The 17,735-nt window shown below is 45.2% G+C and carries 17 protein-coding genes; 4 read left to right on the forward strand and 13 right to left on the reverse strand.

Annotation, left to right across the window (positions count from 1 at the left end; all coding sequences use genetic code 11):
• Window positions 1-162 precede the first annotated feature (162 nt).
• Window positions 163-2,964, forward strand: coding sequence for a two-component sensor histidine kinase BarA (gene barA / locus ONE56_RS10940; RefSeq protein ID WP_331439110.1), 2,802 nt, complete (start codon window positions 163-165; stop codon window positions 2,962-2,964).
• Between the two features lie 145 nt (window positions 2,965-3,109).
• On the opposite strand, the gene acpS is transcribed toward barA, so the two are convergent.
• The 11 genes from acpS to rpoE all read right to left on the reverse strand — a co-directional run bounded on the left by acpS (window position 3,110) and on the right by rpoE (window position 12,522).
• Window positions 3,110-3,490 (reverse strand): holo-ACP synthase, encoded by a 381-nt coding sequence (acpS, locus tag ONE56_RS10945; protein WP_041153846.1) that lies wholly within the window; start codon window positions 3,488-3,490, stop codon window positions 3,110-3,112.
• Window positions 3,491-3,503: 13 nt separating this feature from the next.
• Window positions 3,504-4,235, reverse strand: a complete 732-nt coding sequence (pdxJ, locus tag ONE56_RS10950) for a pyridoxine 5'-phosphate synthase (protein ID WP_041153845.1) — start codon at window positions 4,233-4,235, stop codon at window positions 3,504-3,506.
• Window positions 4,232-4,963, reverse strand: coding sequence for a DNA repair protein RecO (gene recO, locus ONE56_RS10955; protein ID WP_331439111.1), 732 nt, complete (start codon window positions 4,961-4,963; stop codon window positions 4,232-4,234). The genes pdxJ and recO overlap by 4 nt, the downstream gene beginning before the upstream one ends.
• 118 nt (window positions 4,964-5,081) lie before the next feature.
• A complete protein-coding gene (era, locus tag ONE56_RS10960) occupies window positions 5,082-6,044 on the reverse strand; it encodes a GTPase Era (protein WP_041153844.1) in 963 nt (320 codons plus the stop codon).
• Window positions 6,037-6,714, reverse strand: coding sequence for a ribonuclease III (gene rnc, locus ONE56_RS10965; protein WP_041153843.1), 678 nt, complete (start codon window positions 6,712-6,714; stop codon window positions 6,037-6,039). The genes era and rnc overlap by 8 nt, the downstream gene beginning before the upstream one ends.
• 162 nt (window positions 6,715-6,876) lie before the next feature.
• A complete protein-coding gene (gene lepB, locus ONE56_RS10970) occupies window positions 6,877-7,776 on the reverse strand; it encodes a signal peptidase I (RefSeq protein ID WP_331439112.1) in 900 nt (299 codons plus the stop codon).
• Between the two features lie 151 nt (window positions 7,777-7,927).
• Window positions 7,928-9,721: a translation elongation factor 4 gene (lepA, locus tag ONE56_RS10975; protein ID WP_041153841.1), complete on the reverse strand. Its 1,794-nt coding sequence runs from the start codon at window positions 9,719-9,721 to the stop codon at window positions 7,928-7,930.
• Between the two features lie 140 nt (window positions 9,722-9,861).
• Entirely contained in the window at window positions 9,862-10,332 is a 471-nt protein-coding gene (locus ONE56_RS10980; RefSeq protein WP_423839865.1) for a SoxR reducing system RseC family protein, read from the reverse strand.
• On the reverse strand, window positions 10,329-11,294 hold the full coding sequence (rseB, locus tag ONE56_RS10985; protein ID WP_041153839.1) for a sigma-E factor regulatory protein RseB: 966 nt from the start codon (window positions 11,292-11,294) through the stop codon (window positions 10,329-10,331). The genes ONE56_RS10980 and rseB overlap by 4 nt, the downstream gene beginning before the upstream one ends.
• Window positions 11,291-11,917, reverse strand: coding sequence for a sigma-E factor negative regulatory protein (locus tag ONE56_RS10990; protein ID WP_041153838.1), 627 nt, complete (start codon window positions 11,915-11,917; stop codon window positions 11,291-11,293). The genes rseB and ONE56_RS10990 overlap by 4 nt, the downstream gene beginning before the upstream one ends.
• A 26-nt stretch (window positions 11,918-11,943) precedes the next feature.
• Window positions 11,944-12,522, reverse strand: coding sequence for an RNA polymerase sigma factor RpoE (gene rpoE, locus ONE56_RS10995; RefSeq protein ID WP_014233001.1), 579 nt, complete (start codon window positions 12,520-12,522; stop codon window positions 11,944-11,946).
• A 572-nt stretch (window positions 12,523-13,094) separates the two neighbouring features.
• Between rpoE and nadB the strand changes: the two genes are divergently transcribed.
• Window positions 13,095-14,717, forward strand: coding sequence for an L-aspartate oxidase (gene nadB, locus ONE56_RS11000; RefSeq protein ID WP_041153853.1), 1,623 nt, complete (start codon window positions 13,095-13,097; stop codon window positions 14,715-14,717).
• Window positions 14,718-14,826: 109 nt separating this feature from the next.
• Here the strand turns inward: nadB and ONE56_RS11005 are convergent, their stop codons facing one another.
• Window positions 14,827-15,258, reverse strand: a complete 432-nt coding sequence (locus ONE56_RS11005) for a protein YgfX (RefSeq protein WP_331439113.1) — start codon at window positions 15,256-15,258, stop codon at window positions 14,827-14,829.
• A complete protein-coding gene (locus ONE56_RS11010) occupies window positions 15,206-15,466 on the reverse strand; it encodes a succinate dehydrogenase assembly factor 2 (RefSeq protein ID WP_041153837.1) in 261 nt (86 codons plus the stop codon). Before ONE56_RS11010 ends, ONE56_RS11005 begins: the two co-directional genes overlap by 53 nt.
• Window positions 15,467-15,672: 206 nt before the next feature.
• Between ONE56_RS11010 and ygfZ the strand changes: the two genes are divergently transcribed.
• Complete coding sequence (gene ygfZ / locus ONE56_RS11015; protein WP_331439114.1) at window positions 15,673-16,668, forward strand: tRNA-modifying protein YgfZ; 996 nt, start codon at window positions 15,673-15,675, stop codon at window positions 16,666-16,668.
• Window positions 16,669-16,697: 29 nt separating this feature from the next.
• Window positions 16,698-17,171: an aminoacyl-tRNA deacylase gene (locus ONE56_RS11020; protein ID WP_041153852.1), complete on the forward strand. Its 474-nt coding sequence runs from the start codon at window positions 16,698-16,700 to the stop codon at window positions 17,169-17,171.
• The last annotated feature ends 564 nt before the right edge of the window (window positions 17,172-17,735 follow it).

Raw genomic sequence — 17,735 nt, forward strand, 5'->3', positions numbered from 1 at the left:
CCTACAGCTTCACTATTATTGACTGCAGCCGTTGTGTGATTCGAGTGACTTGATTATGCTTATCGTTTATTCGATGACGTCACTCTTCTGTTCCCTCACTCTATGGAGTGGAACATTAGTGCGTTATTTTCCCATATCCAGACTCCGATGTAATTAGATAACATGACCAGATATGGCTTACGAGCTCGTGTGATAACACTAACTCTCGCCCCTACTCTCATTATTGGCTTATTACTGAGCGGTTTTTTCTCATTTAACCGCTACCAAGATCTTGAGAAACAAGTCATCACAACCGGCAACAGCATCATTGAGCCACTTGCGATCGCTAGCGAAGAACATTTACTGTCTGAAAGCCGCGAATCCGTCCGCCGCTTAATCAGTTACGCGCACCGCAAGAACTCTAAGCTAGTGCGTAGTATCGCGGTGTTTGATTCTCATCATGAATTGTTTGTGACATCAAACTTCCATCCGAACTTTGAAGCTCTGATGTTCCCCAAGGACAAACCGATACCTAAGCTTGGTGACTCTGAAACCTACGATCACTCTTTAATATTACGTGTTCCCATTTTAACTGACGGTTACTCTAGCTCAGAACTTTCCCATCAAGATCAAGGTACCAGAGCGATTGGTTACATTGCGGTCGAATTAGACTTATCTTCTCTGCGCCTGCAGCAATACCAAGAAATCTTTTCTGCCTTTTTAGTTCTTATTTTAGGCCTCGGCCTTGCCAGTGTCTTTGCCTCTCGCCTGATGCATGATGTCACTCAACCCATCACCCATATGAAAAACGTCGTCGACCGCATTCGTCGGGGGCATTTGGATGTGCGGATTGAAGGAAAAATGCACGGCGAGCTGGATCAACTGAAAAACGGCATTAACGCCATGGCAGTTTCATTGTCTGAATACCATATGGAGATGCAACACAGCATAGACCAAGCGACTTCAGATCTACGGGAAACCTTAGAACAGTTAGAAATTCAGAACGTCGAATTAGACATTGCTAAGAAACGAGCTCAGGAAGCCGCTCGGGTTAAGTCAGAATTCCTGGCAAACATGTCGCACGAATTGCGTACGCCACTGAATGGCGTAATTGGCTTTACTCGTCAAATGCTAAAGACACACCTTTCAAACAGCCAAACCGATTACCTTCAAACCATTGAAAAATCAGCAAATAACCTATTAAATATCATTAATGACATTCTCGACTTTTCGAAGCTTGAAGCTGGTAAGCTCGCATTGGAAAACATTCCGTTCGATTTCCGAGAGAGCTTAGAAGAAGTCATTAGTTTGCAAGCGACCAGCGCACACGAGAAAGGACTCGAAATTACCCTCAAAATCGATCCGAAAATACCGTCAGGTTTAATCGGTGACCCCCTACGTATTCAACAGGTATTGACTAATTTGGTTGGGAACTCCATCAAATTTACCGAACGCGGCAACATTGATATTAGTGTCGAGATGCGTTCACAAGTCGATGATTCTGTAGAGTTACAGTTTATGGTGCGAGATACAGGGATCGGTATTTCTGAACGTCAACAAGCTCAGCTATTCCAAGCCTTTAGCCAAGCCGATGCCAGCATTTCACGCCGCTATGGTGGCACAGGGCTTGGGTTGGTCATCACCCAGAAGTTGGTGAGTCAAATGGGGGGCGAAATCAGCTTGACCAGTCGCCTTCACCAAGGATCTACGTTCTGGTTTACCTTACATCTCCATGCGACCGACATGCCGATGAGCGAACTGCTCGATTTGGAGCTGTTAACGAACAAGCAATTACTGTTGGTTGAGCCAAATATGCAAGCCGCCTCCGTCACTCAGCAGCTGTTAGGTCAAGAAGGCGTCATCGTGACCTACCGACCAACTTTGCCAGACAATGATGAGCAATATGACTACGTCGTACTTAATCTGGCGGCCAATCAAACTTACGACGAACAATCGGTGTCCGCGCTCATAGAGCAAGCCAAACATTTCGCACCGAGTGTCATTATGGGAACACCAAGTACCGAGCTAGCGCTTGCCGATCAAATCATGATCGAGCATAACGTTCAGTGTCTGACCAAGCCAATATCGCGAAGAAAGCTATTACAAAGCTTAATTAGCGAACATATCGAGTCACCTCAAGCATTAATGGCTCCCATTATTTCGACGCAGGAAGAAGAGCGGCTGCCATTAACAGTTTTAGCCGTCGACGATAACCCAGCCAACTTAAAACTGATCGCCGCCCTACTAAAAGAACGCGTTGAAACGGTCACCTCTTGCACCAATGGGCAACAAGCGGTCAACCTCGCGACCGAAAAGAAATACGATTTAATTTTCATGGATATCCAAATGCCACAAATGGATGGCGTCACCGCGTGTAAACATATTAAGCAGCTGGAACTCAACAAAGATACGCCTGTTATTGCCGTGACTGCACACGCGATGGAGGGAGAACGGGAGCGCTTACTGGCAGCAGGAATGGATGATTACCTAACCAAGCCGATTGAGGAACATGTACTACAGCAAGTATTGATGCACTGGAACCCGAATGCTTGCTCAGAAACAATTGATAAGATCGCGCCTTCTTATGTTGATGTTCAAGACAGCAAAAAATCAGTAAGTACGGGCAATGAGCAACAAGATATCATTATCGATTGGCAAGCCGCGCTAAAACAAAGCGCCAACAAGGAAGATTTAGCCAAAGAAATGCTACAGATGTTGGTCGATTTTATCCCAGAAGTGGATAGCGCGGTCGAGCAAGCGTTAGAAGACAGTCATTTCTCTCGTGATGATTTGATTCATTTGGTTCACAAACTGCATGGCAGCAGTTCTTATTGCGGAGTTCCAAGGTTGAAAACTTTATGCGCGACACTTGAAAAAGCACTGCGCTCAGGTGCAACCATCGAAGAAGTGGAACCTGAAATGTTCGAGTTACAAGATGAGATGATTAAAGTGACCACTACAGCAAAATTGTACCTAGCTCAGTAACTAGGCTTACACAAAAAACCAGAGCGTGAAATGTGGCTCTGGTTTTTTATTCCTATCCGCACATCATAGCAATGAGAAGTTAACGACGTTATCAACCACGTTTGACCATCGAGAATGAGCCGTTATTTAACACCAATGATATGACTTACGACTCGAAAATCACCGTCGCAACGGCATAATGACGTTCATCTGATATCGACAAGTGAATATGCTTCACCCCCATCTGAGCGGCCATTTGTTTCGCGACGCCAGAGAGTGTAACAACAGGCTTGCCTAGCGCATCATTGCAAACGGTGAAGTCGTGGAATGTCACTCCCTTCGCGATTCCTGTTCCCAATGCTTTAGAAGCTGCCTCTTTTACCGCAAAACGTTTAGCAAGGTAGCGAGCTTTTTGTTTGAGCAATGAAAACTTGGCCATTTCGGTTTCTGATAAAATCCGTTGAGCAAACGCTTCACCACTTCGGCTCAGTGCTTTTTCAATACGTTCAATTTCTGCGATGTCGGTACCTAACCCTACAATAGCCATCAGGAATGCCTGATTACTTGCGAGCTTCGATCATGATGGCTTTCATATCAGCCACCGCTTTTTCTAAGCCATCGAACACCGCACGGCCAATGATAGAGTGACCAATGTTCAGTTCATAGATTTCTGGTAGTGCGGCAATGGGTGCAACGTTATGGTACGTCAGGCCATGACCTGCGTTGACGATGATACCCAAATCATCTGCGTAGCTTGCGCCTGCGGCGATTTTTTTCAGTTCCGCTTGCTGATCGTCTTCATTCGTCGCGTCGGCATAATGCCCCGTGTGCAACTCGATAAAAGGCGCACCGCATTTTTTGGCCGCTTCGATCTGCTGACGATCCGCGTCGATGAACAAAGACACTTTAATGCCCGCTTTGGTCAACTTTTTAGTGGCTGCTTTGATCTTATCCAATTGACCAACAACGTCTAAGCCACCTTCTGTGGTCAGCTCTTCGCGCTTTTCTGGAACCAGGCACACAAACTCAGGCTTAGTCTGGAGCGCAATCTCAACCATTTCGTCAGTGACCGCCATTTCCAGATTCATGCGAGTCTGGAGCGTTTCACGCAAAATACGAACATCACGGTCTAAAATATGGCGACGGTCTTCACGCAAGTGAATGGTAATACCGTCCGCCCCTGCTCGCTCTGCGATTTCCGCAGCATGAACTGGATCTGGGTACTTGGTTCCGCGTGCATTACGCAAAGTAGCGATATGGTCGATATTAACGCCTAAATAGATTGAGCTCATTTTCCATTACTCCGTGCTCTGGATGTCTGAATAAACAATTCACGACTTTTTAAAGGTTTGCCGCCAAGATACGGCTTTAGTGCTATACGTGTAAAGCGTTTTGCCGCTTTTAACTGCTCTTTCGTAACAAAACGGCGCTCACTGATCGCAATCAATTCATTGCCTAAAAATGTCAGATTATCGTGCCTCACTGAGGCGATGAACCCTTTTTGCTCCCGGTAACGGTACGTCATATCAGACTCCACTGCTTCACCAGTACCAGCACAATGCAAAAAGTCGACGCCATATCCCAGCGCAGAAAGCAAAGCCAATTCAAAACGGCGCAGTGCTGGCTCTGGGTTGGTACACTGAGCCAGCTCGGTTAACGCATGTAGATAATCGTGAAACAGCGCCGGCATTGGCACTTCGGCCATTAACACTCGACCTATCAGTTCATTCACATATAAGGCAGAGTAAAGATTGATGCCAGTAAGAGGTAAGCCAAGACTAATGGGTTCAGCTTGGCGTAAGGTTTTCATTGAGCCTTTACCGGACCATTTAAGTAATAAAGGCGTAAAAGGTTGCAATGCACCTTTAAGGTTTGAGCGTTTACTGCGAGCCCCTTTCGCCATCAACGTGATGCGACCATACTCTTCACTAAAAACATCAAGAATTAAGCTCGATTCACTATAAGGGCGCCGGTGCAGGACAAAACAGCGCTGTAAGCCTTCTGCAGACAAATTACTCATTTCTATTGCTGTGCCTAATAATGCCTATCTGGATCAGTGTGCCCAAAAGTATGAAAATAAAAAATAAGGAGCCAAGTGGCTCCTTATTCTAATCGATATTGGTGGCTAATCGAACTGTTTATAGGTCGTCAATATAACCCAAAGAGCGCAGTGCTCGTTCGTCGTCAGCCCAACCGGATTTCACTTTAACCCAGGTTTCTAGGTAAACTTTGCGCCCGAAAAGCTCTTCCATATCTAAACGAGCTTCACGACCGATGGTTTTGATTTTTTCACCACCTTTACCAATCACCATTTTCTTCTGACCATTACGCTCAACCAGAATCAAGGCATTGATATGGAAGCCGTCTGTGTCTGGGTTGTAATCGAAGCGTTCGATTTCGACCGTAACGGAGTAAGGTAATTCTTCACCGGTAAAGCGCATCAGTTTTTCACGCACGATTTCCGATGCCATAAAGCGCTGTGAGCGGTCTGTGACATACTCTTCAGGGAAGTGGTGCGTTGCTTGGGGTAAATGCTCGCGTACATGCTTACGAAGCACATCGATGTTCTTACCTTGCTTGGCGGAAATTGGTACGACATCAACAAAGTCCATTTTCTTGGACATGTCCGCCATGTGCAGCATCACTTCATTGCGGTCTTGTACGTTGTCAACTTTATTGACGCACAATACCACTGGGAAGTTCGATTTTTGTAGCTTGGTCAGCACCATTTCATCGTCTTTGGTCCAATGCGTCCCATCGACTAAGAAAAACACCAAGTTGACATCACTCAATGACGAGTTTGCAGCGCGGTTCATCAAGCGGTTGATTGCACGTTTTTCTTCAATGTGCAGTCCTGGCGTATCCACATAAATCGCTTGATAATCACCATCGGTATCGACACCCATGATGCGGTGACGCGTTGTCTGTGGCTTACGAGATGTAATGGAAATCTTCTGACCGAGAATTTTGTTTAGTAGGGTCGATTTACCCACGTTCGGTCGACCAACGATGGCAATAAAGCCACAATGCTGGTTTTCTGGTGAGCTTACTTCACCGTGTGATGCAAAAAATGCATCAATATCAAATTCGTTATCAGCCATTCGTTAATTGCTCTAATGCTGTTTCCGCTGCCGCCTGTTCTGCCTTGCGGCGGCTGGTGCCTTTGCCGATTACAGGTTTATCCACACCTGCAACTTCACACTCAACCGTAAACTCTTGGTTGTGTGCTTCACCTTTAATATTAGTCACTGTATACACAGGCAGCGGTTTTCTTCTACCTTGCAGGAACTCTTGAAGGCGAGTTTTAGGATCTTTTTGTGAAACACCCGGTTTAATCGCTTCAAGACGAGTTTTATACCAGCTCAGCACAATGCCACGCACGGCTTCAAGATCACTATCAAGGTAAATTGCACCGATAATCGCTTCTACTGCGTCGGCTAAAATAGAGTCACGTCGAAAGCCGCCACTCTTCAATTCACCTGGACCTAATTTTAAATAATCTCCTAGGTCGAACTCACGACCCAGTTCCGCCAATGTGTGTCCGCGAACAAGTGTTGCGCGCATACGACTCATATCACCTTCATTTACTTTAGGAAAACGATGGTAGAGATCATCAGCGATGACAAAACTTAAAATTGAATCGCCCAGAAACTCAAGACGTTCATTATGCTTACTATTAGCGCTGCGGTGAGTCAGCGCCAAGTTAATCAGCTCGGCATCTTTGAATTGGTAGCCGAGCATTCGTTCTAGTTTATCAATTGGAGAAGTCATACTCTCTCGATATCAATGTTTATTTCTCTATATAGTGGAGTTGCAGCTAAGCGACAAATAAATTCAGCCCCAATAGCATAGACATACCGTGTTATTAGGGCAGCCGGCGATCCGGTGGATTTATGTAGTCAACAAGGCTACAACCTAAAATATGACGAGAAGTTAGTGGATACCACCGATGCGGTTGAAACGCACACCAGTCGGAATCCATGACGGTAAAATGCTATCTGCGCCACGCTCAAATTCGAAGCTAATCCAAATGGCAACAGCTTTGCCAACTAAGTTGGCTTCTGGAACAAAGCCCCAGTATCGGCTATCAGCACTGTTGTCACGGTTATCCCCCATCACAAAGTACTGACCTTGAGGAACAACCCATTCTGTTGTACCACTGCGTGGAAAGTACTGCTCCACGTGATTACGAACCAGAGGGTTAACCAAAATATTATGTTCAACATTACCCAATTTTTCATCCATTTGGATCATTGGGATACCATTTGAAACGAACTGGCTTTCTTCAACATTACTCAGTTTGACAGGCGTACATGCTCCATCACCTTGACTCTGAATGCACAGCTGTTTGTCACCGGTATAGCGAACAACATCACCTGGAAGACCAACTACACGCTTTATGTAATCAATGCTTGGGTGAGGTGGGTACTTAAAGACGACAATATCACCACGTTCTGGCTTGCCAGTTTCAACAAGTTGATTTCGCCACACAGGGTCTTTGAGACCATAGGCGTATTTTTCTACCAAGATAAAGTCGCCAACCAATAACGTCGGCATCATTGAGCCTGATGGGATTTGAAACGGTTCGTAGATGAAAGAGCGCAAAATAAGGACAAATGCGATCACAGGGAAAATAGATACGCTGTTTTCAACCCACCAAGGTTGGCGCTCCACTTTCTGCAAGGTTACCGCATCTAAACCATTGGCTGTTTGCGCTTCGACTTCCGCTACTTTTTCCTGACGTTTCTTTGCAAAAACCAGTTTTTCCAGTAGCCAAACAACTCCAGTTACCAAAGTCACGATAACCAAAATCAGTGAGAATGTATTCGCCATTAAATTCCCTTATCTAAAAATGCGAAAGTGAAAGAGCATCAACTCTTTCACTTATTTTAAGTTCTAACGTCTTATGACCGACAAAGGTGGAGTAAAGTTCAACTAATACCAAACGCCATTGTTCATGACGCTTGATTTACTACGATTAGTATTAATCTTTACCGACATGAAGAATCGCCAAGAATGCTTCTTGCGGCAGTTCGACGTTACCAATCTGCTTCATACGCTTTTTACCTTCTTTTTGTTTCTTAAGAAGCTTTTTCTTACGGCTCACATCACCACCGTAACATTTTGCGATAACGTTCTTACGTAACTGTTTCACCGTCGAGCGTGCAATAATGTGGTTACCGATCGCTGCTTGAATCGCGATATCAAACATTTGACGTGGGATGAACTCTTTCATCTTCTCAACCAACTGACGGCCACGCGTCTGTGACTGATCTTTATGAGTAATCATCGCCAGTGCATCAACCGTATCACCGTTGAGTAATACATCGACACGTACCATATTTGAGGCTTCAAAGCGTTGGAAGTTGTAATCCAATGAAGCGTAGCCACGAGACGTCGATTTTAGTCGATCGAAGAAATCAAGCACCACTTCTGCCATTGGAATATCGTAAGTCACTGCAACTTGGTTACCGTGATATACCATATCCACCTGCGTACCACGCTTCTCAACACACAGTGTGATTACGTTACCTAAGTACTCAGAAGGCACAAGGATATTACAACGCGCGATTGGCTCACGAATTTCTTCGATATCGTTAACAGCAGGCAGTTTTGCCGGGCTATCAACATATAATAAGTTACCGTTGGTTTCTTTTACTTCATACACTACGGTTGGCGCCGTAGTAATCAAGTCAAGATCGTATTCACGCTCCAGACGCTCTTGGATAATTTCCATGTGCAGCATGCCAAGGAAACCACAACGGAAACCAAAGCCCAGAGCCGCAGAGTTTTCTGGCTCGTAGAATAGTGATGCATCATTAAGACTTAACTTGCCTAAGGCATCACGGAAGTTTTCATAATCGTCAGATGAAACTGGAAACAGACCTGCGTATACCTGAGGCTTTACTTTCTTAAAGCCTGGTAATGGCTTTTCACTGCCATTTTTCGCCTGTGTCAGCGTATCGCCAACGGGCGCGCCTAGGATGTCTTTAATACCACAAACAACCCAGCCTACTTCGCCAGTATTAAGAACATCGGTGTCCACACGTTTAGGTGTGAAGATGCCCAAACGGTCTACACCCCACGTTTGGCCTGTGCTCATGACTTTGATCTTGTCGTTTTTCTTTAGAACACCATTTTTGATACGGACTAGAGAAACAACACCTAGGTAATTGTCAAACCATGAGTCGATGATCAGTGCTTGCAATGGGGCTTTTGGATCACCTTCTGGTGCAGGAATTGCCGATACGATATTTTCTAACACGTCATCAACCCCAATACCTGTCTTCGCAGAGCAGCGGGTCGCTTCCATTGCATCAATACCAACAATTTCTTCAATTTCTTCTGCCACGCGCTCAGGATCAGCAGCAGGCAAATCGATTTTATTGAGAATAGGGACGACTTCCAGATCCATCTCGATCGCGGTGTAACAGTTCGCCAATGTCTGCGCTTCAACACCCTGACCCGCGTCAACGACCAAAAGTGCGCCTTCACAAGCTGCCAGAGAGCGAGAAACTTCATAAGCAAAGTCTACGTGCCCCGGAGTATCGATGAAGTTCAGCTGATAAGTCTCACCGTCTTTTGCCGTGTAGTTAAGCGTCACACTCTGAGATTTAATGGTGATACCACGCTCACGTTCAAGATCCATAGAATCCAGAACCTGTGCGGCCATTTCACGATCGCTTAATCCTCCACAAACTTGGATTAGACGGTCAGATAGGGTCGACTTACCATGGTCGATGTGGGCGATAATCGAAAAGTTACGAATGTGCTTCATAGATTTAGGCTGACTAACTCTTTACAAATTGGGACAGTATGAAAGCCATCGTCTGACGGCATTTCAATCAAGTTGGCAGATTCTACCGAATTTAATGAGCGGGCGCACCTAATTTAAGTGCGAGTTTAAGACGAGAGGCTTTAAAGGATCGGTTCACCAAGAATACGAATAAGCGTGACCTGCTGCTTTGACTGTGCCTCCAGCGGGCGAGAGAGTCGTTTCGCAATCCATACGCCACCAGCAGCAAATACAAATGAGGATAAGATGACAATCCCCTCACCGCCAGCAACGATCGGTAACAATAAAAAATGGCCGAGCATCGCTCCAATGATTAAACCTAACAATGGCAACAAATAGACCGCCATTGCCGATTTGATCAGGCTGTCTTCAGGAAAGCCAATTTCCACGACCTGTCCCACTTGCACTGACTGTTCAGTAGTGAGGTTCCAAAACAGGCTTTTGTTTCCCACCGCTTTGGTGACCACGCCCGTGCCACAGCTTTTCTGTGAAGAGCAACTACTGCAACTGGTTTGTTGCTCACAGCTTAAATCAATTTCGTATTGTTGACCGTTTCGGTGAACACCTGTCACGGTAGCCAATGCTGTCATCATGGCAATTCACTCTTTGCGACATCGAATGTGACAGACTGAGCTATGCGTTGTGCTGTAGCTGGCGGTATATCGCCCACAACCGAAATTTCATAGTTACCGCTGACAAAACTGTGTAACGTTCTTCGGCCCTGTCGAACAAGCTGCCCTTTCAATGAGTGCTCATCTCTATTTGCTACATAAACAGAAAAACTAAATAAGCCGTCAGAATACAATTGACTTTCAACCATTTGATCGGTGACGGCCATACGGTAACGATTCAACTCGTTTGGTTCAAACCCATCGGGTGTCCATCCGACATGCCAATTACTGGTTCCAACATCACCTTTTGGCATCGTGAGAACAGCAGGTAGTTGCACATCTTGCAAGCCGCTCATTAATTCGGCAATTTTGGGATTTACAGTATATGCGATGGTTCGGTATTGCTCGAGCATTTCACCATCACGATCGACAAGATCTGCACGCAAAGGAAGCTTACTTTTCTCATCAATCCACAACATGTAGGAATAACGCATCCCATCTTTCGGCACAATACGTAAAACTTGTGTCGCTACGCCCGATTCACGCGCACGCCCGACCTGGACATAGTCGTAGTAACGGTTTAACTCATCGATATTGCTATTCAACATTGGCATGGTTGGCGCAACCATTTTGCCCGACTCTATTGTAAAAGGTTCCGTACCAGTTTCTATGTAGCTGATTTCGCTGCCGCGACGGATCACTTCCCTAACAGGACCGCTTAAATACACAAGGTGCGCATACTGGTCCTCACCGTGAGTCGCATGACGATACAGTAAAGGCTCAATACTGCTTTTCCTAATAAGGATATAAGAAAGTTCGTAGCTTAAGTTGTTACTCGCCTCGCTCATTTGATGCAATAAAGCCTCCGCCGGCTTATCACTGGCAAAGGCTTGCGAAGACATCATACTGAACAGAGCGCAAGCGCTGATCAGAAATTTTTTCATTCAATATCCGGAGTCAGATGTGCATCTTGCTGAGAAGCATCACTGTTGATTCTCAACTGCAATTCGTAATCTCGCAGCATAGCATGAACACGCTTACGCTGCTCCTGCATATTTGCCTCACTCACCGAGCGTTCCATGGACTCACGAGTTAAACTTACCGGCTCAGCACTGCCAGCAAATGGAACCGTTTGCAACACTGGTAACTGTTCGGTTTGTGGCATTCCTGAGTCACCGCCACCGTACTGTTGTACGCCTAAAATCACCACCATCGATACACACGCAGCAACAGCAACCTGACCAAACTGAGTCAACCAACTTGGCAGCTGACGTTTGGCTTTTCTCGGCTCTGGTTGCGACTCTTTTGGCGCATCAGAAATTGAGACAACATTGGCATTGTGCGAATCAATCGCTCGATGCTCAGGTTCGTTTTCTAACGCTAACGCCACGCTTTCAGCAATACTCCACTCTAGCTTCGCTGGTGCTTCGCCTCGCATCACATCACCAATCAGGTGATAGTTTTGCCAAGCTTCACGGCTCTCTTGGTCTTGCTCTAATTCTTGAATTAAAGCCTTATCGACCAATTCTCCATCCATGAGAGCTGAAAGTTTTTGTTTGTCAGCCATTATTTTCACCATAGTTGTTACTTGTACTAACGCTGTAAAAGAGGTTTAATTTTCTTTTCCACCGCCTCACGAGCACGGAAGATACGTGAGCGTACCGTTCCTACCGGGCAATCCATCACTTCAGCGATTTCTTCATAGCTCAAGCCATCAAGCTCTCGCAATGTCATCGCTGTTTTTAAATCTTCAGGTAACGCTTCGATTGCACTGAACACAACCCGTTGCAATTCTTTGGACAACGTTAAGTTCTCAGGGTTCGAAATTTCTTTAAGTGCACTACCTGTTTCGTAAAATTCAGCATCTTCAGCATCAACATCTGTCGCTGGGGGTCTACGCCCTTGAGCCACAATGTGATTTTTCGCAGTATTCACCGCAATGCGATACAGCCATGTATAAAAAGCACTTTCCCCACGAAAACTGGGAATAGCTCGGTAAGCCTTGATAAACGCTTCTTGTGCTACATCTGGTACATCGCCAGGATTACTTACGTATCTGGAAATAAGGTTGCACACTTTGTTCTGGTATTTAGTTACTAACAGATTGAATGCTTGCTTATCACCATTCTGAACTCGCTCAATCAATACTTGATCGGTCAGCTGCTCGTTCATTCGAGCGGATACTCCTATTTGTTATGCCCCTACTCTTCTCAGATATGGGTACTAATTATGCAAAACGTAGTATTGACACCACTGCTTACTTGAGCACTATTGTGACTACAGTCTGAATAAGAAAGTTCCTTGATTGACCAAGTTTTTTTACTCGTATGGGTCACAGTGTGATGTCATACACCTATTTCTGGCTAAACCGCGCTTAATTCTAAGTTTTGCAGTTAAGCATATTCGAATGAAATAGGTATAATAAAATCTTATTTGTCTCAGATTGTGCTGGGTAGCGGATAGAAAAGCAATCAGATTGACAAAGTATTACTTTTCATTTGCATAGTGAACAAAATAGCTGGTCGTTGCGTTGCGCAGTTTATCCAGACCGTAAATGATGCGCTTTGCATGGACACAATCGACTCATGAAAATAAGAGTAACTAGAGTTACCAAAGTAGCAAAGGTGTCGGGACGCTTCCCTACTTAGCCCTCAGCGACGGATGTCGCGTACATGGAAAGCACATGGTGTGCAAATTTTACACAAGATAACATTGTTATCTTAGCTTGGGATTATAAAAGTTATATGAACACGAATCGTGAACATGAATGTGATGTGTTAGTAGTAGGGAGTGGCGCTGCTGGCTTATCGTTAGCTTTACGTGTGGCAAACCACTGTAAAGTCATTGTACTGAGTAAAGGTCCTCGTAGTGAAGGAGCAACGTTTTACGCGCAGGGCGGTATCGCAGCAGTATTCGATGAATCAGATACGATTGAATCGCATGTTGAGGATACTCAAATTGCAGGTGACGGCCTTTGTGACGAAGAAACCGTTAAGTTCATTGCAGAACATTCCAAAGAGTGTGTACAGTGGCTAATTGATGGTGGAGTCCCATTTGATCGTGAAGAAGACGATTCTGACGACGCACCTCGTTACCACTTAACCCGCGAAGGGGGACATAGTCGTCGCCGAATTCTTCACGCGGCGGATGCCACTGGCATGGCGATGCAAACGTCCTTACAAGATAATGCCCATAATCACCCAAACATTCATGTTCTGGAACGCCATAATGCGCTCGATCTCATCACGGAAGACAAAATAGGTGGCGATAAAAATAAAGTCATAGGTGCCTATATTTGGAACCGCAATGATGAACATGTCGAGACGGTGCGAGCTAAATTTGTCGTTCTCGCAACGGGCGGGTCGTCTAAAGTGTATCAGTACACGTCAAATCCAGATGTCTCATCAGGAGACGGTATCGCGATCGCGTGGCGTGCTGGATGCCGTGTGGCTAATTTAGAATTTAACCAGTTCCACCCAACCTGCTTATATCACCCTGAAGCGCGTAATTTTCTGCTTACAGAAGCCTTACGTGGCGAAGGAGCCTATCTACGTCGCCCTGATGGTTCACGTTTTATGCCCGACTTCGATGAACGTAAAGAGCTGGCGCCACGCGACGTCGTTGCGCGCGCAATCGACTTTGAAATGAAACGCTTAGGGGCTGATTGTATGTATTTAGACATCAGCCACAAACCCGCAGATTTTATCACCAAGCATTTCCCGACCATCTATTCTCGCTTGATGGATCTTGGTATTGATATGACCAAAGAGCCGATCCCAATTGTTCCAGCCGCGCACTACACTTGTGGCGGAGTGATGGTGGACAGAAATGGCAGCACGGATCTGAAAAACTTATATGCGATTGGTGAGGTCAGTTATACCGGACTGCATGGCGCCAACCGAATGGCATCAAACTCATTGCTCGAATGTGTGGTTTACGCTTGGTCAGCCGCCAAAGATATCCTTAAACATAGAGACCAGGTATCACTCGCTTCACAAGTGCCTTGCTGGGATGAAAGCAAAGTGACCAACAGCGATGAAGAAGTGATCATTCAGCATAACTGGCACGAGCTGCGGTTGTTTATGTGGGACTACATGGGGATCGTACGTACCGACAAGCGCTTAGAGCGCGCCCTACGCCGCATTCAGATGCTGCAACAAGAGACTCACGAATACTACAGTAACTTCCGTGTATCAAATAATTTGCTGGAACTCCGCAACTTATTACAAGTCGCCGAATTGATGGTCCGCTGTGCCATGCAGCGTAAAGAAAGCCGTGGCCTTCACTATACTCTCGACTACCCATATCAATTGGAAAACAGTGGACCAACAATACTGGTTCCGGCTAAACAGCAAACTGAGCAGTAATGCCAGAATATCAACTCAACAGGGAGCCTCGGCTCCCTGTTTTAATAACTGGCCCTATCAAGCTCAGCTCAGAAAAAGCATGACTTATTATTCAGAGTAAAGGGATTGTTTACGACTGAGAGCGTTCCCATTGTCGCAAGACTAGACTCAATTGACGATAGTGCTCATCAGCGCAACTATCCCGCCAAATCGTTACTTTTTTACCAGAGGTGAGTTGAAAACTCAGCTTAATCGGAAGCGTCGATGTATCCACCCAATTTAGCAGGGAAACACCCGACTCGCTTCGCACGGTACCATCGCAATGAACTGACCAGCAACCTTGCACACTAGGAAAAACAAAATGTTGTTCTCGGTAAGTCGTTAACAGCAGTAACAACAAATAGATAGAAATAACGAGTGGTACGTCAGAAAGGATAACCGCCCAAACCATTACGAACAGAAGAGATACGTTAATAATTTGGGCCGTTGTTGAGGGGTAAGTCGTAAAACTAACGAACTTTACTGAGGTTGTGAGCGACAATTTTATCGACCATAGATGCATGGCTTAGGTTTTCACTGCGGCCATGCCCCATCACCCAAGTAAATAAATCAGGATCATCGCATTCTAGCAAGGAGACAAAATCACGTTGCTCTTGCTCTGTCAACGTATCAAAGCACTCTTCAAAAAACGGCATAATCACCACGTCGAGCTCTAGCATGCCACGACGGCAACCCCATTTAATACGCGCCTTTTCTTCCGGAGTGTACATTCAGAATTCCTTCATAGATGTCTTATTATGAATGCGGAGTGTAGCAAGGGTTCACTTACGCAACTAGTGTACCGGTCACAATACGCTATACCCGAGTTGGCTCAAAACTGAGGTTTAATATTAAGCGATAGAAAAGTATTCAAAGCTGACAAATCCGTTAACTACATTTAACATAGCGAAAAACATCTTCAAAAGGCATCGTTATCATGGAATGGCAAACTCGTTTTTCAGCATACCCACTCTCAACTCAAGACGCTTTACCAAAACTGTCAATCTCACTGCTGGACAATTTAGGCCTCATCACTATGGTCGGTGATGATAAAAAGTCCTACTTACAAGGCCAAGTCACTTGTGATGTTGTCTCTCTAGAAAAAACACAATCTACGTTAGGTGCGCATTGCGATGCCAAAGGTAAAGTCTGGAGCGTGTTCCGTCTTTTTCATCACCAAGATGGTTACGCCATGGTTCAACCAAAGTCTGCGATTGACGTAGAGCTTAACGAAATTAAGAAGTACGCTATATTTTCTAAAGTCACTATCGAATCACCAAGTCAGATTATTCTCGGTGTTGCAGGTAGTGATGCTGATGATTTTATCTCAGCTTTGAGTCAAGAGCATGGCAACCAAGAATCCAGTGATGTGCGCGTCGTTCACGGCGGCACCGCCGTCAATGTCGCGACGAATCGCTGGTTGTTAATATTGGACGAAGAAAGCGCACAATCGCTGGTTGAATCATCAAGTGAAGGCAGCGATGCAGTGCTCACTACTCACCAACTGTGGGATCGGTTTGATATTGAGGCAGGATTACCATTTGTGTCCGCTGCAGCTCAGAATGAGCACATACCACAAGCACTTAACCTCCAAGCACTCGGCGGGATCAGCTTTACTAAAGGTTGCTACACAGGACAAGAAACTGTAGCACGTGCAAAATACCGCGGGATCAATAAACGAGCGATGTGTATCGTACAAGGACCTACATCGTCAGAATTACCTGAAGGCATAATTGAGCTAGAACGTAGTGTCGGGGAAAACTGGCGCTCGGTTGGTGCGCTTCTCACGCACTATCAATTCAGCAACAACCATGCGATTGGCTTAATTGTGTTACCCAATAATTTAGATGCAGACACTCGTCTTCGCCTAACCTCTCAGCCTGAATGCGAATGGACAATTTCAGAGCTGCCGTACTCACTGGATGATGAGTAATTCTTTAAATGAGCAGTTTTTTGTATGATATGAATAATGTGCTATCAACGCCGTTGATGCAGTTTCTAGCCGATCAAAATATCGCGTTTCGTATTCTACCGCATCAAAGCCCTGCAACCACCATCGAGGATGCCGCACAGCAACGCGGCATTCGCCCTTCTCAAATGGTCAAAGCAATCCTTCTGCGAGACATGGGACACCAATATGCGCTCGCTTGTGCGCCCGGTGATCGCAATGTCGACCCAAAGAAAGTACGTGCACTTTTACAATGCCGCAGGATGACATGTGTCGCTCATGCAGATGTCGAAGCAATCACGGGTTATAAAGTAGGAACGGTAACGCCCCTGCTTCTTAAGCGCCATATGCCTATTGTATTTGACCCGGCTCTTCTAAAGGAAAAGGAAGTCACTATCAGTAGCGGAGATCGAATGGCAGGACTCGCCCTATCGATAGATGATCTGGTCGGTTTATGTTGTCCGACCATCGCCGATATATGTCGCTAACTAATTCACTTGATGTAAACGATTGCAATCCACCCTCCATTAAAGTGACCATGATCACACCGCGCATAAATTAACAAAGAATTTTTAATCAAAAATAAAACATAAATAGTCACAAATAAAAAACTCATATATGCTGCAGTTATCAGCTAGGTACTGAACAGAAACCTAGCTGATGCAAAGTGAAGCTGCTGACTAGTATGACTGTACTCATCATGTCAGTCGTCCACTTTTGTGTAATGCATCTGTGACATTCGCCCGCCCAAAGCGGGCATTTTTTTGCGTTGAACTTTTTACTCGTATCTTCTTCTAAATAGATGAGGTGGAATAAAAAGAAACAATTCGCAAACAATCCATTTCTTTCTATTCTTAATCTTGTAACAAAACTATTGCTTAATGCTCACCGTACAAAGAAGGTGACAAGTATGACGTCACTATTTAATGATAATTTTTTGGGTAATCCTCACGCTATTTGAGGTTTGGTTTTGTCAATTTGTCGAACACAACACAAAGATTGAAACCGTTACAAATCCCTTTACTGAATATTGTTTCTATCACACAAATTTT

Source organism: Vibrio mytili (genome assembly GCF_049563345.1).
Classification (GTDB): Bacteria; Pseudomonadota; Gammaproteobacteria; order Enterobacterales; family Vibrionaceae; genus Vibrio; species Vibrio mytili.

What these genes read in the sequence shown, in the direction of transcription:
- barA (WP_331439110.1), top strand. Translation starts at nt 163, where the DNA reads ATGACCAGATATGGCTTACGAGCTCGTGTGATAACACTAACTCTCGCC.
- acpS (WP_041153846.1), bottom strand. Translation starts at nt 3,490, where the DNA reads ATGGCTATTGTAGGGTTAGGTACCGACATCGCAGAAATTGAACGTATT.
- pdxJ (WP_041153845.1), bottom strand. Translation starts at nt 4,235, where the DNA reads ATGAGCTCAATCTATTTAGGCGTTAATATCGACCATATCGCTACTTTG.
- recO (WP_331439111.1), bottom strand. Translation starts at nt 4,963, where the DNA reads ATGAGTAATTTGTCTGCAGAAGGCTTACAGCGCTGTTTTGTCCTGCAC.
- era (WP_041153844.1), bottom strand. Translation starts at nt 6,044, where the DNA reads ATGGCTGATAACGAATTTGATATTGATGCATTTTTTGCATCACACGGT.
- rnc (WP_041153843.1), bottom strand. Translation starts at nt 6,714, where the DNA reads ATGACTTCTCCAATTGATAAACTAGAACGAATGCTCGGCTACCAATTC.
- lepB (WP_331439112.1), bottom strand. Translation starts at nt 7,776, where the DNA reads ATGGCGAATACATTCTCACTGATTTTGGTTATCGTGACTTTGGTAACT.
- lepA (WP_041153841.1), bottom strand. Translation starts at nt 9,721, where the DNA reads ATGAAGCACATTCGTAACTTTTCGATTATCGCCCACATCGACCATGGT.
- ONE56_RS10980 (WP_423839865.1), bottom strand. Translation starts at nt 10,332, where the DNA reads ATGATGACAGCATTGGCTACCGTGACAGGTGTTCACCGAAACGGTCAA.
- rseB (WP_041153839.1), bottom strand. Translation starts at nt 11,294, where the DNA reads ATGAAAAAATTTCTGATCAGCGCTTGCGCTCTGTTCAGTATGATGTCT.
- ONE56_RS10990 (WP_041153838.1), bottom strand. Translation starts at nt 11,917, where the DNA reads ATGGCTGACAAACAAAAACTTTCAGCTCTCATGGATGGAGAATTGGTC.
- rpoE (WP_014233001.1), bottom strand. Translation starts at nt 12,522, where the DNA reads ATGAACGAGCAGCTGACCGATCAAGTATTGATTGAGCGAGTTCAGAAT.
- nadB (WP_041153853.1), top strand. Translation starts at nt 13,095, where the DNA reads ATGAACACGAATCGTGAACATGAATGTGATGTGTTAGTAGTAGGGAGT.
- ONE56_RS11005 (WP_331439113.1), bottom strand. Translation starts at nt 15,258, where the DNA reads ATGCATCTATGGTCGATAAAATTGTCGCTCACAACCTCAGTAAAGTTC.
- ONE56_RS11010 (WP_041153837.1), bottom strand. Translation starts at nt 15,466, where the DNA reads ATGTACACTCCGGAAGAAAAGGCGCGTATTAAATGGGGTTGCCGTCGT.
- ygfZ (WP_331439114.1), top strand. Translation starts at nt 15,673, where the DNA reads ATGGAATGGCAAACTCGTTTTTCAGCATACCCACTCTCAACTCAAGAC.
- ONE56_RS11020 (WP_041153852.1), top strand. Translation starts at nt 16,698, where the DNA reads ATGAATAATGTGCTATCAACGCCGTTGATGCAGTTTCTAGCCGATCAA.